Here is a 22,195-nt window from a genome sequence, read left to right as displayed (position 1 = left end):
ACCGCTACTGCACTGGCCTTGAAGCTGTGCAATCCCTGTGTGAGCGGGCGATAAATCTGCTGAATACCCACCCAAACCCCCGCCCCAGCCCCCTGTCCATCAGCCATGTTGCTTTTTGTCGCAGTCTTTTCCGGGGCAATTGCGCCCATCATCTTCAAATGCGCTGCGTTACCGGCTAGTCTCGCAAGCATCCATATCGCCGAAGTCCTCCACCCAGAACGAGCCGGCCATGACAGATTTGTCCCGTACACATGGATTTGCCAGCCAGGCCCTTGGCCTGCTGGACGGGCGTTTCTTCCGGCCGCCGCTGCCGGACGGCCATGTGCCGCGCTTGCGCCTGTGTCAGCGTCTGCACGCCGGGCTGGGTGGCCGGCTGTTGCTGGTCAATGCCCCGGCGGGTTTCGGCAAAAGCTCCCTGGCCATCGAATTTTGCGAAGCGCTGCCCGAGCATTGGCGTAGCCTGTGGCTGGGCCTGAGCCAGCGTGATGCCGACCCAGGCCGCTTTCTTGAACGCCTGCTCGAAGGCCTGCAGCAGTACTGCCCGGCACTGGGCGGGCAGGCCATGGGCTTGCTGAAAATGCGCCAGCGCCACCAGCCGTTTGCCTTCGAAGAGTGGATCGACGGCCTGCTCGACGAGCTGGCGCTGTACCTGCAAACCGATACCCCTTTGCTGCTGGTACTGGACGACTATCACCTGGCCCAGGGGCCGGTACTCGACCGTTGCCTGCAATTCTTCCTCAACCACCTGCCCGCCGGCCTGGTGTTGCTGGTTACCAGCCGCCAGCGCCCGGACTGGCACCTGGCGCGCTTGCGGCTGTCGCGCCAGCTTGTCGAACTGAACGAACAGGATTTGCGCCTCACCGACGAAGAGTCGCTGGCGGTGATTGGCCGGCAGCCAACGGCCCTGCGCGGCCAGGCACTGGACAACCTGATCCAGCGCAGCGACGGTTGGGTGGCCGGTTTGCGTTTCTGGCAACTGGCAGCCAGCGAGTCGGCGGACGAGCAAGCCTTGCCCCAGGCCTTACATGGCGGCGAAGGCCTGATCCGCGACTATCTGCTTGAAGAAGTCATCGACATGCTGCCCGCTGACGTACAGGCGTTCCTGTACGACACGGCCTGCCAGGAGCGCTTCTGCGCCCCGTTGTGCGACGCCCTGCGTGGCCGCCAGGACAGCGCAGCTGTGTTGCGTTTCCTGCAGGCGCACCAAGTGTTTTTGGTGCCGCTGGACGAGCATGGCCACTGGTTCCGCTACCATCACCTGTTCTCCGACCTGCTGCGCAGCCGGCAGGCCAGCGAACCACTTGCCGGTTTGCAACTGCGTGCCTGTCGCTGGTTTGAAAAGCAGGGCCTGCTGGACGAGGCAGTAGAGCAGGCGCTGCGTGCCGGCCACCTCGATGTCGCTGCCGACCTGGTGCAGAGCCTGTCCGAGGAGCAACTGCTGGCTGAACAGAACGTCGGCATGCTGCTGCGCTGGAAGATGGACCTGCCCGACAGCCTGCTGATCAGCACTCCGCGCTTGATCGTGCTGTACAGCTGGGCGTTGGGCCTGGCGTGCCAGCTGGACGCCGCCGAGGAACTGGCCGGCTACCTCAGCCGCTTTCTGCCCGCGCCTTCGGCCACCGCGCAAAAGTCGATGCTGGCCCAGTGGCTGGCGCTGAGTGGGGTCATTGCCCGCGGCCGTGGCGACCGCGAACGCACCTTGGCCTATTGCGGCGAAGCGCTGCAGAGCCTGCCGAGCAAGCGTTATGGCCAACGCCTGGTGTGTTTGTCGACGCTGTCCAACCTGGCCATTGCCGATGGCGACTTCTGGCGGGCCCGAGGCTGGAACCGCGAAGCCCTGGAGCTGGCCCAGCGGGTTGGCAACCCGTTGTTCGAGGCGCTGGCCCATTACGACCGGGCGCGGGTGCTACATGCCCGTGGCGAGGTGTTGCGCGCCCTGGACGAAGTGCGCCAAGGGCTTCAGCGCCTGCAAGGGCTTTCGGCGCAGCGGCTGTATGCCGTGCGTGCGCGCCTGACGCTTTACGAAGGTTACCTGCTGGTCTCGCGCCTGCAGCCGGCCCAGGGCCGTGCGCGTTTGCGCGCGGGGCTGGGCGAGGCGCGGGCCTGCCGAGATATCAGTGTGCTTATCGGCCATTGCGTGATTGCTACGCTCGATGGCAGGGAAGGGCACTTTTCAGAGGCTTTTGCCGAATTGGCCGAGGCCGAGCGCCTGATGCATATCTGGGACGTGCCCCCGGTCTACTACCTGGCGATGATTACCCTGATCAAATGCGAACTGTGGCTGGCCCAAGGGCGTACCGACCTGGCCGAGTCCTGGCTGCTGCGCCTGGGCCAGACCTACGGCGGCGAGCAGCCGGCAGCCGCACCGGAGTTCCACCCGCTGCTGCCGTTGCACATTGCGTTGCAGCAGGCGCTGCTGGAGCGCATCCAGTTACGCGGTGACGACGCCGTACAACGCCTGGCAAGTCTGGTCGAGCGTGGCCAGGCCAGTGGCGGCATGCTGCTCACCGTCAGCGCCCTGTGCCAATGGCTCTCCCTGCTGCTGGACGAAGGCCGGGAGGGCCAGGCCGCGCAATTGCTGCCAAGCCTGCTGGCATCCGCTCATGGCGGCGTGCTGCAACCGTTCCAGCCGCTGCTGGAAAAGCACCCGCACTGGCTTTCTGAGCAATTGCAGGCAGGTTCGTCCTGCCCGGTTCAGGCAGAACTGCTCAAGCGCCTGCCGCAGCAGCGAAGCTCCACCACCGGCACCGGCGAAGCCTTGAGCGGCCGCGAACTGGCCGTGCTCGAACTGATTGCCCAAGGTTGTTCCAACCAGCAGATCAGCGAGCGGCTGTTCATTTCCCTGCACACCGTAAAGACCCACGCCAGCCACATCAACAGCAAGCTGGGGGTTGAGCGACGTACCCAGGCGGTTGCCAAGGCCAAATCCCTGGGGGTACTGGCGTGATACTGGCCCTGCAGGTCATTGCCCGCTAAAGTGATGGCCTGAGGCCATGGATTGTGGCCGGTGATGCTCTAACCTCATCTTTCCCGACCAGCTGCCGATACAGCGATCGGTGGCATCGCCTCGCGCGATTTTTCAATCATTCCAAGGCAGGTCGTGTTGATGCTGCAGTACGGGCAAAAAAGCTTTCTGATCGTCGACGACTTTACCGACTTTCGCACGTCGACCCGTTCCATGCTGCGCGAGCTGGGCGTGCGCGACGTGGACACCGCCGACAGCGGCGAGCAGGCGCTGCGCATGTGCGCGCAGAAGCGCTATGACTTCATCCTGCAGGACTTCCACCTGGGCGACGGCAAGAAGAACGGCCAGCAGGTGCTCGAAGACCTGATCATCGACAAGCACATCAGCCATGAGTGCGTGTTCATCATGGTCACGGCCGAAAGCAGCCAGGCCATTGTCCTCAGCGCCATCGAGCACGAGCCTGATGCCTACCTGACCAAACCGTTCAACCGCGTTGGCCTGGCCCAGCGCGTCGAAAAACTGTTCCAGCGCAAGACGCTGCTCAAGCCGATTTTGCAGGCGCTGGACCGCAATCGCCCGGCCGAAGTGCTGGCCGCCTGTGCCGAGCTGTGCAAGAAAGACCCGCGCCTGGCACCGCTGTGCCTGCGTTATCGGGCCGATGCCCTGCGTAACCTCAACCGCTTCGAGGAACTGGAAAAGTTTCTCAAGGCCATCCTGGCCAGCCGCCCGCAGCCTTGGGTGTACGCCGCGCTGGGCGCCCTGATGCACAAGCGTGGCCAGAATGCCCAGGCCCAGGGTGTGTACGAGCAGGCGCTCAAGGCGTTCCCGATCATGCCCGGCCTGTACGACGGCATGGCCGAGGTGCTGGTGGCCCAAGGCGATACCCGGCGTGCGCAAAACCTGCTTGAAGAAGCCGTGCGGCTGTCGCCACTGTCGGTGCGTCGGCAGTCGACGCTGGGCAAGCTGGCGCTGGAAAACGAAGACTTCGAGAGCGCGTCTAAGGCGTTCCGCCATGCGGTGAACCAGGGGCAGAGCTCGCGCTACAAGGATGCTGAAAACAACCTTGGCCTGGTGCAGGCGCTGATGAGCAAGAACGCAGGCTTCGGCCTGGACGCCCGTACCCGGGTCGAAATCAACACCACGCTCAGCGAGGTGGCCAAGGAAAACCCCGAGGACCAGGGCTTGCAGGTACGTGCGCGGATGATGAAGGCCGCCAGCCTGCAACAGGCGGGCGACCCGGAAACGGCCGGCAAGCTGACCGAACAGGCGATCCAGCGCCTGGACAAGATGAACCAGTTCTTCTCGGTCGATGCGGCCCTGACCGTTGCCGCACAGTTGCAGGCAATGGGGCAGGAAGCCGCCGCCCTCGGCGTGCTGAAGAGCTGTGTGGAAAGTTATGGCGATGACCCCAAGGTCATGGAGAAAGTGGGCAAGCTGACGGACGACCCCAGCGTGCTCAACGCCATTACCGAAGCGGTCACCCTCAATCGCCAGGGTGTGCGCAGTTACCAGGGAGGGCAGCTTGGCGAGGCGTTGCAGATGTTCCGCAAGGCGCTGGGTATGCAGCCGAAAAACATCAGCATCGCCCTTAACACCGCCCAGGCGCTGCTGCGCATTGGCGGTGAAAACCCTCAGCCCGCGATCATGCAGGAATGCCAGGACGCCTTGACCAGCGTGGCCGGTATCCCTGCCAGCGACAATCGCTATGACCGTTACCGCAAACTGCACATCCGAGTGTTCGGCGCATGAATCAAGACAATCAGGGGCTGGATTTTTCCACGGTGATCGCCTCCACCGTGCACGACCTCAAAAGCTCTTTGTCAGCGCTGATCCAGTCCCACAGCCAGTGGATGGAGCGCTTGCCCGAAGAGCTGCGTGGTGGTGCCGAGCAGGGAATCATGGAGCACGAGTTTCGCCACCTCAACGGCATGCTGGTGCAGTTGCTGGGCCTGTACAAACTGGGTATCAACCAGTTGCCGGTGTGCCCGGACTACCACGAACTGGACGATTTCATCGAAGCCCAGTTGGCGGCGCATCAGGAAGTGCTCAAGCACAACGACATCCTCGCCACCTGGCGTGTCGACACCGACAACCCGCTGGGCTTTTTCGACCGTGAACTGGTGGCCTCGGTGATCGCCAACGTCATCACCAACGCCACCCGCTTTGCCGGGCACGCGTTGTTGATCACCATCGAGGAGGCCGACAACCAGCTGGCCATCTGCGTGAACGATGACGGCCCGGGTTATCCAAAGCACATGCTCGAGCGCCAGGAGCAATACATCCAGGGCATCGACTCGACCAGCGGCAGCACCGGCCTTGGCCTGTACTTTGCGGCGCGGATCGCGGCACTGCATGAAAGCGGCGGGGTGCGCGGACGGATCGAGATCTCCAATGGCGGGGCGCTTGGGGGCGGGTTGTTCAGGTTGTTCCTGCCTTGATAGATGGCTGAGTTTGCGCTTCGTGTTTTTGCAGTTGGAAGGTGGCTTCCCAAGGTGATGTAGGGGATTTCCTTCTTGAGGTTGCAGGGCTTTTGTCCGGTCCGGACAGATGACAATGTAGATACGACGTCTCTACATTTCGCTTGCAATCGCTTGGAGGGTTTCTACTATGTATCTACCTTGGGAGATACTCATGCAGATCAAGATTCAGCAGTGGGGCAACAGCGCCGCCATCCGCTTGCCGGCCGCAGTGCTCAAACAGATGCGCCTCGGTGTCGGCTCCACCCTGAGCCTGGACACAGCGGGAGAGACGATGGTGCTCAAGCCCGTCCGATCGAAACCCAAATACACCCTTGAGGAATTGATGGCCCAGTGCGACCTGAGCGCGCCGGAGCCAGAGGACATGGCCGACTGGAGTGCGATGCGCCCAGTAGGACGTGAAGTGTGAAGCGGGTGAAGTTCGCCAGGGGCGATATCGTTCGCGTCAACCTCGACCCCACAGTGGGACGAGAACAACAGGGTGAGGGGCGACCCGCACTGGTACTCACCCCGGCGGCGTTCAATGCGTCAGGCCTGGCAGTGATCGTCCCGATCACCCAAGGTGGTGATTTTGCAAGGCATGCGGGTTTCGCAGTGACGCTCAGCGGTGCGGGCACGCAGACTCAGGGGGTGATGCTCTGCAACCAGGTCCGCACAGTCGACCTTGAAGCACGCTTTGCCAAGCGCGTAGAGTCGGTGCCCGAAGTTGTCATCCTAGATGCACTGGCCCGTGTGCAAACCCTATTCGATTAACCGGTTCCCGTACCCACCATGCAGAATCCATCGTCAGCACTCATCCGCGAAACCTTCCCCGTAGGCCCTTTGCAGTGCAACTGCACGCTGATTGGCGACCCGCTGACCAAGAAAGCCATCGTCGTCGACCCAGGCGGTGACCCGGAGAAGATCCTGGCGCGCCTGCAGGCCCACGGCCTGACGCTGGTGAGCATCATCCATACACACGCGCACTTCGATCATTTTCTTGCCTCGGGCAAGCTCAAGGCGCTGACCGGCGCCACCCTGCACCTGCACAAGGACGACCAGGTACTGTGGGACAACCTGGAGATGCAGTGCCAGATGTTCGGCGTGCCCTATACGCCGGTACCGGCACCTGATCGCTGGCTGGGCGATGACGAAGAATTGGGCTGTGGCTGTGGCGTGGCATTGCATACGCCTGGCCACACCCCGGGTTCGATGAGCTTCTGGTTCGCCGATGCCAAACTGCTGATCGCCGGCGACACCTTGTTCCGCCGTGGCATTGGCCGCACCGATTTGTGGGGGGGTGACCAGCGGGCTATCGTGCGTTCCATCAAGGAGCGGCTGTACCGGCTGGATGAAGAGGCCATTGTGGTGACTGGCCACGGGCCCGATACCCGCCTGGGTGACGAGATGCGAGAAAACCCTTTCGTGCGTGCCTGAGTGCACATGAAGGCACTTTCATTGAATTTTTCATTGCCGATGCAATCCAAGGCTGGCATAGATCCCTTCGTGATCTGCCGCATTTATGAATTTCAGTAGGAGCTTGTCCATGTTCACCATGCGTCGTCTGATTATCGTCGCAACTGCCGCTGCCCTGATGACTGGCTGTGCCGGCCAGAACCCTTATGACAACCAGGGTCAGGCGCAGGGCTCCACGGGGATGAGCAAGACTGCCAAGTACGGCGGCCTGGGCGCGCTGGCTGGCGCCATCGCCGGTGCGGCCATCGACCACAACAACCGTGGCAAAGGTGCGCTGATCGGCGCCGCCGCCGTAGGTGCTGCAGCAGCGGGTTATGGCTACTACGCCGACAAGCAAGAGGCCGAACTGCGCGCCCAGATGGCCAACACCGGGGTGGAAGTACAGCGTCAGGGCGACCAGATCAAACTGATCATGCCGGGCAACATCACCTTTGCCACCGACTCGGCCAACATCGCCCCAAGCTTCTACTCGCCGCTGAACAACCTCGCAGGCTCGTTCAAGCAGTTCAACCAGAACACCATTGAAGTGGTCGGGTTCACCGACAGCACCGGCAGCCGCCAGCACAATATGGACCTGTCCCAGCGCCGCGCGCAGGCGGTCAGCACCTACCTGACTTCGCAGGGTGTGGATGCTTCGCGTATTTCGGTGCGTGGCATGGGCCCGGATCAGCCGATCGCCAGCAACGCCGACGCCAATGGCCGTGCGCAGAACCGCCGGGTGGAAGTGAACCTGAAGCCGATTCCGGGCCAGCAGTATGACCAGCAACAAGGCCAGGTTCAGCAATATCCATGATTGATGCCCGGGGCCGCCTTGCGGCCCTATCGCGGCACAAGGCCGCTCCCACAGGTATTACGCGATCCCTGTAGGAGCGGCCTTGTGCCGCGAATGGGCTGCAAAGCGGCCCGGCTTTTATCGCACCACGCTGGCCTGAATCGCCGTCAGGGCAATGGTATGCACGATATCGTCAACCTGCGCCCCGCGCGGCAAGTCGTTCACCGGTTTGCGCAATCCCTGCAGCATCGGCCCCAGGCTGACCCCGTCGGTACTGCGTTGCACCGCTTTGTGCGTGGTGTTGCCGGTATTCAGGTCAGGGAAAACGAACACCGTGGCACGCCCGGCCACCGGGCTATCCGGCGCCAGTTCCCGTGCAATTGCCGGATTGGCCGCCGCGTCATACTGCAGTGGCCCATCGATCACCAGCGCCTGCGCTGCACCCTGTGCCAGGCGTGTCGCTTCGCGCACTTTGCCGACTTCTTCATCACTGACCGAATCGCTTGAATAGCTGATCATCGCCACCCGCGGCGCGATGCCGAAGGCCTGCGCCGATTCTGCGCTCTGCCTGGCAATCTCGGCCAGCTCGGTAGCGCTCGGGTGGGGGTTCATCACGCAGTCGCCGTACACCAGCACTTGCTCGGGGAACAGCATGAAGAACACTGACGACACCAGGCTGGAGCCCGGCGCGGTCTTGATCAACTGCAGGGCCGGGCGGATGGTGTTGGCGGTAGAGTGCACCAGGCCCGATACCAGGCCGTCCACTTCGTCCAGAGCCAGCATCATGGTACCGATCACCACCGGGTCTTCCAGTTGCTGCTCGGCCATCGGTGCGTTGAGGTTCTTGCTCTTGCGCAGCGCAACCATCGGCTCCACGTAGCGCCCGCGAATCAGCTCGGGGTCGAGGATTTCCAGGCCAGGCGGCAGGGTAATGCCTTGGGCGCGGGCCACGGCCTCGACATCTTCGGGTTTGGCCAGCAGCACGCAGCGGGCGATGCCGCGCGCCTGGCAGATGGCTGCGGCCTGCACCAGCAGCGGCTCGGCGCCTTCTGGCAGGACGATGCGCTTGTTGGCCTGCTGCGCCCGCTGGATCAGCTGGTAGCGGAACACCGCTGGCGAAAGGCGCATCTCGCGCGGGGTACCGCAGCGTTGATGCAGCCAGGCCGCGTCGAGGTGGCTGGCGACGAAGTCGGTGATGAACTCGGCGCGCTCGCGGTCGTCGACCGGGATTTCGCGGTTCAGCGAATTGAGCTGATTGGCGGTGTCGTACGAGCCGGTGCTGACCGACAGGATCGGCAGGCCGGCCTGCAGCGCGCCGCGGCACAGGCCGAGGATGCGCGCGTCGGGCTTGCTGTCACTGGTCAGCAGCAGCCCGGCCAGCGGTACGCCATTGATGGCCGCCAGGCTGACGGCAAGGATGATGTCGTCGCGATCGCCCGGGGTGACCACCAGGGTGCCCGAGGTCAGCAGCGGTACCGTGTTGGCCACGGTGCGGGCGCAGATGATGATCTTGCTCATGCGCCGCTGCTCGTAGTCGCCAGCGTTGAGTACCTGGGCACCGAGCAGGTCGGCCACGTCGCGGGTGCGCGGGGCGTTCAGCTCAGGCTGGTAGGGGATGCAGCCGAGCAGGCGGAAATCGTTGCCGCGCAGCAGGGGCGAGTGCTCGCGCAGGCGGGTGGCGAAGGCCGCCATGCTTTCGTCGGTGCGCACCTTGTTGAGGATTACCCCGAGCACCTTCGGGTCACGTGGGCCGCCGAACAGCTGGGCCTGCAGTTCGACCCGGCCAGACAACTCGCTGAGCACTTCGTTTTCCGGGGCCGACACCAGGATCACCTCGGCATCCAGGCTCTTGGCCAGGTGCAGGTTGACCCGCGCTGCATAGCTTGCGTGGCGCGTGGGCACCATGCCCTCGACCACCACCACGTCATTGCCGACGCAGGCTTGCTGGTAGAGGCGGATGATTTCTTCGAGCAACTCGTCCAGCTGGCCGTCGCCCAGCATGCGCTCGACCTGTGCCAGGCTCAGTGGCAGCGGGGGAGTGATGCCGTGGGTGCGGGCCACCAGTTCGGTAGAGCGCTCGGGGCCGGTGTCACCCGGGTGGGGCTGGGCGATAGGCTTGAAGAAACCGACCTTCAGGCCGGCGCGCTCGAGGGTGCGCACCAGGCCCAGGCTGATGGAGGTCAGGCCGACACCAAAGTCGGTCGGCGCAATGAAAAATGTCTGCATGCGTGCTTCTCGAAATAAAGCGGTGCAAGAAATTAGCGGCCAAGGGTAGCGCCATCGCCCCCTTGTGCGCACCAGCCGCAAGCAAATGGCTGGCCGATGCGCTGCGCGCGTTGTGCCGGGTCCAGCACCCAAGGGCGTGATTGCCACGGCGGTTGGTGGCGCAGGTGCTGGGTATGACCGCAGGAGAGTTCGGCCACCCAATGGCCTTCTTCGTCCTGGTGAAAGCCGGTGATCCGACTGATGGGCCGTTGCTTGTCCGCAGTGCGTTCGCAATCGGACGATGGCTTGGTTACACTTGTCCGCTCTACATACTTTTGCAAAAGGTCTTGCCCCATGCTGATCGCCGCCAACAAGGCTGTCTCCATCGACTATACCCTGACCAACGACGCCGGGGAGACCATCGACAGCTCCGCCGGTGGCGCGCCGCTGGTCTACCTGCACGGTGCCGGCAACATCATCCCGGGCCTGGAAAAAGCCCTGGAAGGCAAACAGGCCGGTGACGAGCTGAACGTTTCCATCGAGCCGGAAGACGCCTACGGCGAATACCTGGCCGAGCTGGTCAGCACCCTGAACCGCAGCCTGTTCGAAGGCGTCGACGAGCTGGAAGTGGGCATGCAGTTCCACGCTTCGGCACCGGACGGCCAGATGCAGATCGTCACCATCCGTGACCTGGACGGCGACGACGTCACCGTTGACGGCAACCACCCGCTGGCCGGCCAGCGCCTGACCTTCCAGGTCAAGGTTGTTGACGTGCGTGACGCCAGCGAAGAAGAAATCGCTCACCGCCACATCCACGGTGAAGGTGGCCATCACCACTGATTTTCTGCGCTAAGCTCAGAAAGTCGCCAGGCGCTCGGGCAAGCCGATTTGCCTTCCTACGGGAGGTGGACGGTTTGGACGGGCGCCTTTTTAGTGGGCGGAATTCGCCTGCGCGGCAACCGGGAACCTGAGAGGGGATGTCATCATGAGTGCATTTCACGACCTGAAACTGGACGCGCTGAACGGCGGGGAGCTGCCCCTCGCACCGTTCAAGGGCCAAGTGGTGCTGGTGGTCAACGTTGCCTCCAAATGTGGTCTCACGCCGCAATACAAGGCTCTGGAAAACCTCTACCAGGTTTACAAGGACAAGGGCTTCAACGTGCTTGGCCTGCCGTGCAACCAGTTTGCCGGCCAAGAGCCGGGCAGCGAAAAGGAAATCCAGGAATTCTGCAGCCTCAACTATGGCGTGAGCTTCCCGCTGGGGGGCAAGCTGGAAGTCAACGGGCCACAGCGCCATTCGTTGTACCGCCTGCTGGCGGGCGAGGGGGCTGAGTTTCCTGGTGACATCAGCTGGAACTTCGAGAAGTTTCTGGTGGGCAAGGACGGGCGGGTGCTGGCGCGCTTCTCGCCGCGCACGGCGCCGGATGACCCCGCGGTGGTGCAGGCGATCGAGAAGGCGTTGGCCTGATTCAGGGGGCCGCGTGAAAGCGGCCCTGATAATTTTGTCAGTTGCGGTAACCTCCTCTGCATTGCTTAATCCCATTCAAGACGCTGCCCTTTGATGGCAGTTGAATTGATTGGCGCAGGGGCTGTGTATGTTCTTCTATCAAGGCTCGCGACTAACGCTTATTAACGCTGGGGCGGTACAGCGGCGTATTGTCGAGGCAAGTACCCATCCGTTGGCTGTGGTACAGGAAGGAATTCAGGCATCTTTACTGGCAACGGATGTCTACACATCGGTGCTGTTGGAACAACGGCATTCGATAGCACTACGGTGCTACACGCCTTATGGACTTCACACTATCGAGCCCTGGGGGCCAGGATTTACCGGGCAGGTGCAAGACGTGATAACCGAGGGATATTTGCTGGGTAATGGTTATCGGTTGTATAGCCCGAAGCTCATGCGATTCTACTCAGCCGACAGCTGGAGCCCTTTCGGCAAGGGAGGGATAAATGCCTATGGCTATGGTGCTGGAGATCCAGTCAATGGCACTGACCCTACAGGACATATGTTCAACCGTCTGCGCCTATTCTGGAAAATGATCAAGTATCATGATGCCGTTGCTGCTGGGAATGCTGAAAAAATATTTCTCAGAGAGGGTAAGCATCTTATTCCCCCTAGTGAGATTAACCTAAGACAAGAGCTGGATCGTCACGTTGTCAGCGCTCAGAACAACCTGATAGATCACCGGCGCACGCTCAACACACTTCCTGATGTGCCACAAAATGCGGCCCAAAGGGATTTCGCAAAAAAACGAATTGTAATAAATCAGGCGCTGCTCAACGACGCGGTTCGCAGGGATCTGACAGTCCAGAAACAATTTATTGTAGAGCCTTCGACCCGATATACCTTTACGGTAGGTAAGAACGGCGATATAGCGGTGGAAATCCGCGAACCTCGCTAGTTGCGGGGGTATAGAAGAATCGACTGCCTTGCGTTCGCGCGGTCCAGATAGCCTTCAAACTGCTCGACAATCGCCGGCCAACCTTGGCGACTGGCATGTTGGCGAGCATTCAGGCGTACCCGCCGCAACGTTTCCTCTTCTTCCATCAGCCAGCAGGCTGCATCCATGAACGCCGCCTGGTCCCCAGGCATGGCCAGTGCGCCGCTGTGGCCGTGGCGTATGTGGTGCGCTGCGGCTGCCTCGTCATATGCAACCACCGCCAATCCCGAGGCCATGGCTTCGAGCACCACGTTGCCGAAGGTCTCGGTCAGGCTCGGGAACAGGAACAGGTCGCCGCTGGCATAGTGCTCGGCCAGCACCTCACCACGCTGGGCACCACAGAACACTGCATCCGGTACTTGCTGTTGGAGGGCTGAACGCTGTGGGCCGTCGCCCACCAGGATCAGGCGTATGCACTTCTGTGGATACGCTTTCTGCAACGCGTCCAGGCTGGGACGGAGCAGTCCCAGGTTTTTTTCTGCAGCCAGCCGCCCGACATGCAACACCGCGATATCGTCCGGGCCGAGCCCCCAGCTTTCGCGCAACGCCTGGCTGCGCCGGGCCGGGTTGAACAGGCATGCATCGACACCCCGAGCGAGCAGTTCCAGGCGCTCGAAACCGCGTCGCTCAAGCTCCAGGCGCTGGCTGACACTGGGCACCAGGGTGATTGCCGTGCGTCGATGGAACCAGCGCAGGTAGTGGGTGAGCAGGCGTGCCAGCAAACCCAGGCCGTACTGGCCGGAGTACTGCGGGAAGTTGGTGTGGAAGCCGCTGACGACTGCGATTCCCAGGCGCCTGGCCGCGCGCAGTGCGCTGAGCCCCAGCGGCCCCTCGGTGGCGATGTACAGCACATCCGGGCGCTGCCGCCGCCAGCGGCGCAGCAACTTGTGCATCGACACCTCACCCCACTGCAAACCGGGGTAACCAGGCAGCGCCCAGCCACGGCAGAGCATCAGGTACGGGTCGTTGTGCACGGGGGCTTCGCCGGCTTGGCGCGGGCGCACCACCTCCACCTCATGGCCGCGCTGACGCAGCCCTTCGCCAAGGCGGCCAAGGGTGTTGGCCACGCCGTTGATTTCGGGTGGGAAGGTTTCGCTGACCAGGGTAATGCGTAGGGCGGGTGTATTCATGGCAAAAAGTTTCCGCTTGCCGGGTTGCGCCAATGTGACTGCAATGTGACGTACAGATGACGCCTGACTGCTGACGCTTTTGCCTTTATGAATATTTCGTTGCGCGGTGCTCAAGAAGGTGCAACCGGCAGCCGATGAAGATGCATTCGACTAGGTGATGCGCTCCAGGAGTGCGGTGATGTTCAACAGCAAGCTCAAGCAAGAAATCCGGCAGCTGCGCGAAGACCTGATGTCCGTGGAACAGGTCAAGAGTAGTCTCGACAGCGAGATGCTGGTACTTCAACTCGACCCACAGGGACGGATCGAGATGGTCAACGGCAACTTCGAGAGCGAAATGCTCTACCGTTCCGATCAACTGCTTGGACGCAACATCGAGGACATCGTCCCAGCCCATGTGAAGTCGCTGGATTTCTACCAACGCATGAAGAGCGCGATCAGCCGTGGCGAGCATTTGAACGGCGCCTTCCGTCTGCTGCGTGGCAACGGCCAGGAAGCCTGGCTGCGGTCGATCCTGCAGCCGGTGAAGAACAGCGAGGGGCGCATCAAGTACTTCACGCTGCACTCCAGCGACCTGACCCGCACCATTGAGACGTCTCGCGAGCACGAAAGCCTGATCAAGGCGCTGATGCGCTCTACCGCGGTTATCGAATTTGCCCTCGACGGCACCATCCTCACCGCCAACGAACGCTTCCTGGCCAGCGTTGGTTACCGCCTGGAGCAGATCCGCGGCAAGCATCACCGCATGTTCTGCGAGCCGGAGGAGGCCAACTCGGCTGGTTACCAGGCCTTCTGGGACAAGCTGCGCCGTGGCGAGTACGTGGCCGAGCGTTTCAAACGCATCGATGCCCATGGCCGGGTGGTCTGGCTGGAGGCCTCGTACAACCCGCTGTTCGATGCCCACGACGTACTCTACAAAGTGGTCAAGTTTGCCACCGTGATTACCGACCAGGTCAATCAGGAGCAGGCGGTGGCCGAGGCAGCAGATGTTGCCTACAACACCTCGCTGGGTACTGATGTCAGCGCCCAGAAGGCCACCGATGTGGTCACCCAGACCGTCAGCGTGATGCGGGGCCTGGAAGCTTCGATGCAGGAGGCGGCCGAGGGCATCCAGGCGCTGGATACACAGTCGCGGGTGATTGGCTCGATCATCAAGACTATCAGCGACATTGCCGGGCAGACCAACCTGCTGGCGCTCAACGCCGCCATTGAGGCGGCCCGCGCGGGCGAGCAAGGGCGTGGCTTTGCGGTGGTTGCCGACGAAGTGCGCCAGCTCGCCTCGCGCACCAGCACCGCAACCGAGGAAATTGCCCGGGTAGTGAAGCAGAACGAGCAGCTGGCGCAGGCGGCGGTGGAGATCATCGACACCAGCAAGCGCCAGGCCGAGCAGGGGCTGGCGCTGGCTGACGAGACGGGCAACGTGATTGTCGAGATCCAGGACGGGGCGAAGCGGGTGGTGGATGTGGTGGGGCAGTTTTCCAGCCGGTTGGGGCAGTAGAGCCCCGAGCAGATCTGGTCTGCCTTTTGGTGGACCCAATGGCTTTCACCATCACTCAGGCTGCCGCCTCACCTTGTGGAGCAGCCTTGTGCTGCGAAGAGGCCATTGCAGCCGTTTAGCCTTACCGGCCTCTTCGCAGCACAAGGCTGCTCCTACAGGGGCGCGTACACCTGGGCAGTCAGTTACGCTCCCGCACCCAGAACAACGTGGCCCCGGCCACCGCCGCCGGCATCATCAGCACGTTCACCCCTGGGATCATCAGCGCCAGGTAGGTGATGCCGCCAAAGCCCAGCGACTGCCAGCGCTTGCTGCGCAGCCAGGCGAGCATGTCCTGCCAGCTCATCTTGTTGTTGTCCGCGGGGTAGTCGATGTACTGAATGGCCATCATCCATACCCCGAACATCAGCCACAGTGGCGCGGCGATTACGTTGATCACGGGGATGAGCGACAGGATGAACAGGCCGATGGCCCGTGGCAGGAAGTAGCCCAACTTGCGCATTTCGCGGCTGAAGGTGCGTGGCACCATGGCCACCAGCTCGCCCCAGCTGAACGCCGGGAAGGTGTCTTCGCCACGCACCACCACTTCGACCTTTTCCGCCAGGAAGCCATTGAACGGCGCGGCAATGATGTTGGCCACCAGGGTGAAGGTGAAGAACACCATCAGCACCAGCAGGGCAACGAACAGCGGCCAGAGTATGTAGCTGAGAAAGCTCAGCCAGTCTGGCAGCGTTGGCATCAGGGCATCGAGCCACAGGCCGAACTGGTGGCCGGCGAAGTAGACCATGCCACCGAACAGCAGCAGGTTGACCGCCAGCGGCAGTAGCACGAACAACCGCAGGTTGGGGCTCAGCACCAGTTTCAGGCCTTCGCGCAGGTATTGGGGGCCGGAGAGGACAGGGGCTTGCATCGGGAGACTCCGCAGAGAAGGAAAACGCGCTGACCTTACCGAGTTTGCCGCGCCGACGAAAGGTTGCTGGCAAGCGGGACACGGGCTGTAACAAAAGCGCCAGGGTTGGGCTACGGATGAAATCAGTGAATAGACCGTGCCTATGAGGTGGATTGTCTAAGGATATTTCCTTAATCTTTGCGACCTCGCTACAGTGCGCTCAACTTTCCGCTTTTCGGGCCTGCGCGTTGTAGCCTTCCCCAAGTGCTGCGTGGGTCCGTTTTAATTTTCCAGCTGGCGCAGCCGGTACACCGATGCCGGCCCGTGCCGCCGGCTCGACAGGAGTTCGACATGTCTGAAGTACGTCATTCGCGCGTCATCATTCTCGGTTCCGGCCCTGCCGGTTACAGTGCTGCAGTCTACGCTGCCCGCGCCAACCTCAAGCCGCTGCTGATTACCGGCATGCAGGCGGGCGGCCAGCTGACCACCACCACCGAAGTTGACAACTGGCCGGGCGACCCCCACGGCCTGACCGGCCCGGCCCTGATGCAGCGCATGCAGGAACACGCCGAGCGTTTCGAAACCGAAATCGTCTTCGACCACATCAATGCTGTCGACCTGGCCAACAAGCCGTTCACCCTGCAGGGTGACAGCGGCAAATACACCTGCGACGCACTGATCATCGCCACCGGTGCCAGCGCCCGCTACCTGGGCCTGCCGTCGGAAGAAACCTTCATGGGCAAGGGCGTTTCGGCCTGCGCCACCTGCGACGGTTTCTTCTACCGCAACAAGCCGGTCGCCGTGGTTGGCGGCGGCAACACTGCCGTGGAAGAAGCGCTTTACCTGGCCAACATCGCCAGCAAGGTTACCTTGGTGCACCGTCGCGAGACCTTCCGCGCCGAGAAGATCCTGGTCGACAAGCTCAACGCCCGTGTGGCCGAAGGCAAGATCGAGCTCAAGCTCAACGCCACCCTGGACGAAGTGTTGGGTGACAACATGGGCGTAACCGGTGCGCGCCTGAAGAACAACGACGGCAGCAGCGACGAAATCAAGGTCGACGGCGTATTCATCGCCATTGGCCACACCCCGAACACCTCGCTGTTCGAAGGCCAGCTGACCCTCAAGGACGGCTACCTGGTGGTCAACGGCGGCCGTGAAGGCAACGCTACCGCCACCAACGTTGAAGGTGTGTTCGCTGCAGGTGACGTGGCTGACCACGTTTACCGTCAGGCCATTACCTCGGCCGGCGCTGGCTGCATGGCCGCCCTGGACGTGGAGCGTTACCTGGACGGCCTGGCCAACGCCTCGTTCTGATCCAGCAACACCACAAAAACCGGCTCAATGGCTAATGCCGGTCAGTTAAGCAATTTGGGGCCGCGTTGCGGCCCTTCGCGGGCTCGCCCGCTCCCACAAGTTGCGCGCCCGGTGCGCAAATACGCTATCTCTGTGGGAGCGGGCAAGCCCGCGAAGGGCTGCAAAGCAGCCCCAATAATGCTGTAACAACTTTAACTGACTGGCATCAGGCTCATTGGCCGGTTTTTTATTGCCTGCGGTCAGCTCACAGGCTCAACCGCATGGACAGGTCCACTGCTTTCACATCCTTGGTCATGGCACCAATCGAGATGTAGTCCACGCCAGTCTCGGCAATTACCCGCAAGGTCGTCTCGTTCACCCCGCCGCTGGCCTCCAGCTTGGCCTTGCCCGCGTTAATACGCACCGCTTCGCGCATTTCGTCCAGGTTCAGCTCGTCGAGCATGATGATGTCCGCGCCCGCTGCCAGCGCCTCGCGCAGTTCATCCAGGCTTTCCACTTCGATCTCTACCGGCTTGCCCGGCGCAATTCGGTGCGCCGCCGTTACGGCCTCGGCAACACCACCGCTGGCGGCGATGTGGTTTTCCTTGATCAGGAAGGCGTCGTACAGGCCGATGCGGTGGTTGTCGCAGCCGCCGCAGGTAACCGCGTACTTCTGTGCCAGGCGCAGGCCGGGCAGGGTTTTGCGGGTGTCCAGCAGGCGCACCTGGGTGCCTTCCACCAGGTTGGCCAGGAAACGCGCACGGGTGGCGACCCCCGACAGCATCTGCAGGAAGTTCAGCGCGCTGCGCTCGCCGCTCAGCAGCGAGCGGGCCGGGCCTTCCAGGTGGAACAGCGGCTGGTTGGCCGTGGCGCGATCACCGTCGGCCACCTGCCAGTGCACAGCCACACGCGGGTCGAGCTGGCGAAACACGGCGTCGACCCAGGCAGTGCCGGCAATCACGCAGTCTTCGCGGGTGATGATGGTGGCCTTGGCCAGGCGCTCGGCCGGGATCAGCTGCGCGGTGATGTCGCCACTGCCGATGTCCTCCAACAGTGCGCGGCGCACGTTGGCTTCGATTTCAGCGGTCAGGTCGGCAAGGCGTAGGTTCGGCATGGTCGGCTCCACAAGCTAGATGCCGGCGATTATAGGGCAGGGGGCCGATGTGTACAGCCGCCCCGGCCATGACCTTTGGTCGGTCTTCGTGAGCAATGCCTGCAAACGAGGGTCATTAACCCGTCCATGAATCGGCGCTGGCAGCTGTGCGATTTTTTACTGATAATGGCGACCAGTATTTGGCGTCATAGCTTTGACGATTTACAGCCCCTTCGGGCAAGACACCCTGCAAGGAGTCCAGGATGCAAAAAGAAGGCAAGGTGGTGCCCCTGGCGGCAGCCATCGACCGAGGGGGGCGTACGCCTCTGCCTTGCCTTCCGGTATTGCTCCTGCAAGTGCGCGACAAGGCTGCCCTGCAACTGCGCCAGGGCTTGCAGGCGCTGTTCGACAATGCTGACGACACCCTGTTCGAGATGGCCGACAAGGCCGTTGATCGCTGCGACCAGAACCTGTACTTCGAGGCCATGCGCGATCTGCGCCTGAAGCGCAAAAGTATCGAACGCGGCTTCCTTGATACCTTCTATGACGCCTACGCCCGCATCGGCCAGGTCGACCTGCTGGCGCAACTGGCAGAACCAGGCAACCTGCGTAGCAAGGTGCAACTGGAACGGGCTGCGGCCATCGAAGGTATGGTCGCGCGGGTGCTGTCGCGCGATGGTATTGCCCTGCAGCAACTGGGCCTGCGTTTGCAGGCCTTGCTCGACCGCCCCGTGCATGAGCAGCGCAACCCGCTCGGCCCTGCTGCATTGTGCGGGTACTTCCTTGAAGCTGGCCGTAATCTGGGGGTGGGCTTACGGGTCAAACTGGTCCTGCTCAAGCTTTTCGAGCGTTATGTCTTGCGCGATGTCGACGTCATCTATGCCGAAGCCAACCAGTTGCTGGCCGTCGCCGGTGTGCTGCCCGAGTTGCAACCGGCCCCGCGCCGGCGTGCCGAAGACCGGCGCATGAGGGCAGGACGAGGGCCGGCAAGCCAAGGTCAGGAAGTTGGGGCGGATGCGGCAGGCCAGGCCTTCTTTGCCTCGTTGCAAACCTTGCTGGCCCCGGCGCGCGGGCAGTTCGCACCGCGATTGCAGGCGGTGGCTGCGGCCCAGTCGATCAGCACCGCTGACCTGGTCCGCCTGCTTTCGCATTTGCAGCACTACGTGCCGGCTACCGGCGAGCCTGATGATTTCGAACTCGGCCAACAACTCGAACAACTGCTGCTGCGGGTCAGCGTGCGCAGTGGCACGCGCCGGCGCATCGCCGTAGCCGACGAGGACATGATCAACCTGGTCGGCCTGCTGTTCGCCTGTATTCAAGGCGACGACAACCTGCCGGCCAACCTGCGTGCGCTGATCGCGCGCCTGCATATCCCGCTGCTCAAGGTCGCCCTGCTGGACAAGGGGTTGTTCAGCCGGGCCAGTCACCCTGCACGCCGGCTGCTCAACGAAATCGCGGGCGCAGCCATTGGCTGGGAGTGCGGTGGCGAAGGCCTGCGCGACAGCCTGCACTTGCGGGTAGAGCGCATAGTCCAGCGCTTGATCAATGATTTCGCCGAAGATACCGGCCTGTTTGCCGAACTGCTCGACGAGTTCCTTGCGTTCAACCAGGAGGAACGGCGGCGCAACGAATTGCTTGAGCAACGCACGCGCGACGCCGAAGAAGGGCGTGCCCGTGCCCTGCAGGCCCGGCAGCAGGTACAGCGGGTGCTCAACCAGCGCCTGCGTGGCCGGGTCTTGCCCTTGGTGGTCGTGCAAATGCTGGTACAGGCCTGGAGCCAGGTGCTGCTGCTGGCCTGGCTCAAGCAGGGTGAAGCCTCCCAGGCCTGGCGGGATAGCTTGCAGACGGTGGACACGCTATTGGCCACTATCACCCTCGGGCATGAGCCGCAAACCCTGTTGCAGCAGGTGCCGGGCCTGCTCAAGGCGCTGCGCGATGGCTTGGCCAGCGTGGCCCTGAATTCGGCGGCAACCCGTGAATTCTTCCTGCAACTGGAGCAATTGCACCTGCGTGCCTGCGCAGGCGCCGAGCTAGCGGTTGGCCATGGCCAACCCTTGGCCGAAGTGCTGGTGGACGAAGATATCGTGCTGGCGATTGCCGAAGAACCGTCCTGCGCGCCCTTGCACATTGCCGATGGCCAGGCTGCAGCGTTGCGGCAGGTGCAGCGCTTGCGCATCGGGACCTGGGTTGAAGTACTTGATGAGGACGAACCGCTGCGCTGCAAGCTGGTGGCACATATCGACAGCAGCGACAGGCTGGTGTTTGCCAACCGCACCGGCATGAAGGTGCGAGAGTGGAGCGGCGCGGGCCTGGCGCAGGCGCTACACCGGGGGGACGTGCGGGTGCTGGATGACGGGTTGTTGTTCGAGCGGGCGCTGGAAGCGGTGCTCGACGGGCTGCGGCAACCGCAGGTGCGGTAGCCGGCAACATTACAATCATTCACATGCCAACGGCGTTGGCGGCAGGGCATACTGTGGTTCTGTTCAAGGCGCTTTCAGGATTTGCCCCATGCAATTGGACCGTGCCACTGGCTGGTTCCACGGAATCGGAATCACCCACTGCCCCTCGCCGAACTTCAATGCCCGCCCCGAAGGCGAAGTGGTTTCCCTGCTGGTGATCCACAACATCAGCCTGCCGCCGGCCTGCTTTGGTACCGGCAAGGTGCAGCAGTTCTTCCAGAATCGCCTGGACCCCGACGAGCACCCTTATTTCGCCAGCATCAGCCAGCTGACCGTGTCGGCGCACCTGTTCGTCGAGCGTGACGGGGCGGTGACGCAGTTCGTGTCATTGCTGGAGCGCGCCTGGCACGCGGGTGTGTCGTGCTTCGACGGGCGCGAAGGCTGCAACGATTTTTCCATCGGCATCGAGCTGGAAGGCACCGACGACCTGCCCTATACCGATGCCCAGTACGGCGTGCTGGAGCAGCTAACCCGGCACATTCGCAGCGCCTGGCCGGCCATCGACCTGGGCCGTATTCAGGGCCACAGCGACATTGCCCCGCAACGCAAGACCGACCCCGGCCCGTCGTTCGATTGGCCGCGCTACCGTGAAGCGTTGCTGCACAACGAGGACAAGGCATGAGTTTTCTGGTGTTGCTGCTGGCGCTGTGGGTCGAGAAGTTTTCGGCCCTGCGCCATCAAGTGCAGCGTGATGGGTTCTTTCTTGGCGAACTGGTACGCCTGGAGCGCAGCGGCAAGGTGCACCCCTGGTGGACGCTGGCCATCCTGGTGTTGGCACCGGTAGCGCTGCTGGTGTTGCTGCTGCATGTGCTGGAGCCGGTGGCCTATGGGCTGTTGGCGTTGCCGGTGCATCTGCTGGTGTTGGTCTACAGCCTGGGCCGTGGCGATGCCAAGGCGTCGCTGGGACCGTTCCGTGATGCCTGGCGACGCGGTGATGATCAAGCGGCGCTGCATGTTGCAGAGCGCGACCTGGGCGTGGTGGCGGACGAGCCGCATAGCCTGTTGGTGCGTGTGCAGGGCAACCTGCTGTGGCAGGTGTACCAAGGCTTTTTCGCGGTGATCTTCTGGTATTTCGTGCTGGGCCCTGGTGCGGCGCTGGCATATCGCCTGCTGGCGCTGTGTGGCGAGCACAGCAAGCAGCCTGCGTTGAAGGCGCGGGCCGAACAACTGCGGCACATCATGGACTGGCTGCCGGTTCGCTTGATGGCGTTGAGCTTTGCGCTGGTGGGCAACTTCCTCGCAGTGACCCGGGTGATGCTGCACGAGGTGCTCAACTGGCACATCAGTGCTGCGCACCTGGTGGCGCGGGTGGGGCGCATTGCCGATGATATTCCCGATGAAGAAGACAGCCAGCGTGGGCTGGGGCGGCTGGACAGCCTGTGGGAGCTGCTGCTGCGCTGTGCGGTGTTGTGGTATGCCGGGTTCGCGTTGTGGACCGTGCTGGTTTGATCTGAAGCTTGTGGGAGCTTCAGCTTCGCCGCTTAAATTGCTGGGGCCGCTCTGCGACCCTTTCGCGACGCA

Annotated in this window: 20 protein-coding genes and 1 pseudogene; 16 read left to right on the top strand and 5 right to left on the bottom strand. The window is 62.6% G+C overall.

From position 1 onward, the window contains the following. The first annotated feature begins 229 nt into the window (after nt 1–229). From WF331_RS04995 to WF331_RS04965, 7 genes are all read left to right on the top strand, one after another. Nucleotides 230–2,947 carry a LuxR C-terminal-related transcriptional regulator gene (locus WF331_RS04995; protein ID WP_016501470.1) on the top strand — a complete coding sequence of 906 codons (2,718 nt, stop codon included), beginning with the start codon at nt 230–232 and terminating at the stop codon, nt 2,945–2,947. A 159-nt stretch (nt 2,948–3,106) separates the two neighbouring features. Further along, a complete protein-coding gene (locus tag WF331_RS04990) occupies nt 3,107–4,714 on the top strand; it encodes a tetratricopeptide repeat-containing response regulator (protein ID WP_016501469.1) in 1,608 nt (535 codons plus the stop codon). Further along, on the top strand, nt 4,711–5,403 hold the full coding sequence (locus WF331_RS04985; RefSeq protein WP_016501468.1) for a sensor histidine kinase: 693 nt from the start codon (nt 4,711–4,713) through the stop codon (nt 5,401–5,403). Before WF331_RS04990 ends, WF331_RS04985 begins: the two co-directional genes overlap by 4 nt. 169 nt (nt 5,404–5,572) lie before the next feature. Further along, nucleotides 5,573–5,851: an AbrB/MazE/SpoVT family DNA-binding domain-containing protein gene (locus WF331_RS04980; protein ID WP_019472462.1), complete on the top strand. Its 279-nt coding sequence runs from the start codon at nt 5,573–5,575 to the stop codon at nt 5,849–5,851. Further along, nucleotides 5,848–6,195, top strand: a complete 348-nt coding sequence (locus WF331_RS04975) for a type II toxin-antitoxin system ChpB family toxin (RefSeq protein ID WP_019472461.1) — start codon at nt 5,848–5,850, stop codon at nt 6,193–6,195. Before WF331_RS04980 ends, WF331_RS04975 begins: the two co-directional genes overlap by 4 nt. A gap of 18 nt (nt 6,196–6,213) precedes the next feature. After that, nucleotides 6,214–6,858 carry an MBL fold metallo-hydrolase gene (locus WF331_RS04970; protein ID WP_340622693.1) on the top strand — a complete coding sequence of 215 codons (645 nt, stop codon included), beginning with the start codon at nt 6,214–6,216 and terminating at the stop codon, nt 6,856–6,858. Between the two features lie 109 nt (nt 6,859–6,967). After that, complete coding sequence (locus tag WF331_RS04965; RefSeq protein ID WP_016501466.1) at nt 6,968–7,690, top strand: OmpA family protein; 723 nt, start codon at nt 6,968–6,970, stop codon at nt 7,688–7,690. A gap of 117 nt (nt 7,691–7,807) precedes the next feature. Here WF331_RS04965 and pta read toward each other — a convergent pair whose 3' ends face one another. Then, nucleotides 7,808–9,895, bottom strand: coding sequence for a phosphate acetyltransferase (pta, locus tag WF331_RS04960; protein ID WP_016501465.1), 2,088 nt, complete (start codon nt 9,893–9,895; stop codon nt 7,808–7,810). 32 nt (nt 9,896–9,927) lie between these two features. Next, nucleotides 9,928–10,230: a DUF3565 domain-containing protein gene (locus WF331_RS04955; protein ID WP_049277234.1), complete on the bottom strand. Its 303-nt coding sequence runs from the start codon at nt 10,228–10,230 to the stop codon at nt 9,928–9,930. Here WF331_RS04955 and WF331_RS04950 point away from each other — a divergent pair. The 3 genes from WF331_RS04950 to WF331_RS04940 all read left to right on the top strand — a co-directional run bounded on the left by WF331_RS04950 (nt 10,229) and on the right by WF331_RS04940 (nt 12,279). Further along, nucleotides 10,229–10,714 (top strand): FKBP-type peptidyl-prolyl cis-trans isomerase, encoded by a 486-nt coding sequence (locus WF331_RS04950; RefSeq protein WP_016501463.1) that lies wholly within the window; start codon nt 10,229–10,231, stop codon nt 10,712–10,714. The two genes, WF331_RS04955 and WF331_RS04950, sit on opposite strands and share 2 nt — an antisense overlap. Before the next feature lie 145 nt (nt 10,715–10,859). Further along, the gene (locus tag WF331_RS04945) at nt 10,860–11,342 is read left to right on the top strand and encodes a glutathione peroxidase (RefSeq protein ID WP_016501462.1); all 483 of its coding nucleotides are present in this window, start codon (nt 10,860–10,862) and stop codon (nt 11,340–11,342) included. A 127-nt stretch (nt 11,343–11,469) separates the two neighbouring features. Then, nucleotides 11,470–12,279 carry an RHS repeat-associated core domain-containing protein gene (locus WF331_RS04940; protein WP_284364522.1) on the top strand — a complete coding sequence of 270 codons (810 nt, stop codon included), beginning with the start codon at nt 11,470–11,472 and terminating at the stop codon, nt 12,277–12,279. On the opposite strand, the gene WF331_RS04935 is transcribed toward WF331_RS04940, so the two are convergent. Further along, nucleotides 12,276–13,448: a glycosyltransferase family 4 protein gene (locus tag WF331_RS04935; RefSeq protein ID WP_340622692.1), complete on the bottom strand. Its 1,173-nt coding sequence runs from the start codon at nt 13,446–13,448 to the stop codon at nt 12,276–12,278. The two genes, WF331_RS04940 and WF331_RS04935, sit on opposite strands and share 4 nt — an antisense overlap. A 157-nt stretch (nt 13,449–13,605) precedes the next feature. Between WF331_RS04935 and WF331_RS29240 the strand changes: the two are divergent. Together WF331_RS29240 and WF331_RS29235 are read left to right on the top strand one after the other, a co-directional pair. After that, nucleotides 13,606–14,355, top strand: a pseudogene (locus tag WF331_RS29240) (PAS domain-containing protein); the annotation flags it as partial. Between the two features lie 156 nt (nt 14,356–14,511). After that, nucleotides 14,512–14,943: a methyl-accepting chemotaxis protein gene (locus tag WF331_RS29235; protein WP_371321157.1), complete on the top strand. Its 432-nt coding sequence runs from the start codon at nt 14,512–14,514 to the stop codon at nt 14,941–14,943. A gap of 178 nt (nt 14,944–15,121) precedes the next feature. Here the strand turns inward: WF331_RS29235 and cysZ are convergent, their stop codons facing one another. Continuing rightward, entirely contained in the window at nt 15,122–15,850 is a 729-nt protein-coding gene (gene cysZ, locus WF331_RS04925; protein WP_284395749.1) for a sulfate transporter CysZ, read from the bottom strand. Nucleotides 15,851–16,180: 330 nt separating this feature from the next. Between cysZ and trxB the strand changes: the two genes are divergently transcribed. Further along, nucleotides 16,181–17,143, top strand: coding sequence for a thioredoxin-disulfide reductase (gene trxB, locus WF331_RS04920; RefSeq protein ID WP_003247318.1), 963 nt, complete (start codon nt 16,181–16,183; stop codon nt 17,141–17,143). Nucleotides 17,144–17,387: 244 nt separating this feature from the next. Here the strand turns inward: trxB and nadC are convergent, their stop codons facing one another. Further along, on the bottom strand, nt 17,388–18,236 hold the full coding sequence (gene nadC, locus WF331_RS04915) for a carboxylating nicotinate-nucleotide diphosphorylase (RefSeq protein WP_197863890.1): 849 nt from the start codon (nt 18,234–18,236) through the stop codon (nt 17,388–17,390). A gap of 242 nt (nt 18,237–18,478) precedes the next feature. Here nadC and WF331_RS04910 point away from each other — a divergent pair, with 242 nt between their 5' ends. The 3 genes from WF331_RS04910 to ampE all read left to right on the top strand — a co-directional run bounded on the left by WF331_RS04910 (nt 18,479) and on the right by ampE (nt 22,123). After that, nucleotides 18,479–20,635: a DUF1631 domain-containing protein gene (locus WF331_RS04910; RefSeq protein WP_016501456.1), complete on the top strand. Its 2,157-nt coding sequence runs from the start codon at nt 18,479–18,481 to the stop codon at nt 20,633–20,635. Nucleotides 20,636–20,723: 88 nt separating this feature from the next. After that, nucleotides 20,724–21,296 (top strand): 1,6-anhydro-N-acetylmuramyl-L-alanine amidase AmpD, encoded by a 573-nt coding sequence (gene ampD / locus WF331_RS04905; protein WP_016501455.1) that lies wholly within the window; start codon nt 20,724–20,726, stop codon nt 21,294–21,296. Beyond that, nucleotides 21,293–22,123, top strand: a complete 831-nt coding sequence (gene ampE / locus WF331_RS04900) for a regulatory signaling modulator protein AmpE (protein ID WP_016501454.1) — start codon at nt 21,293–21,295, stop codon at nt 22,121–22,123. Before ampD ends, ampE begins: the two co-directional genes overlap by 4 nt. Nucleotides 22,124–22,195 lie beyond the last annotated feature (72 nt).

This window comes from Pseudomonas sp. YNh, assembly GCF_037993085.1.
In the GTDB taxonomy this organism is placed as follows: domain Bacteria; phylum Pseudomonadota; class Gammaproteobacteria; order Pseudomonadales; family Pseudomonadaceae; genus Aquipseudomonas; species Aquipseudomonas putida.
Note: the sequence above shows the minus strand (reverse complement) of the source record. Positions and strands in the feature narration are given on the sequence as shown.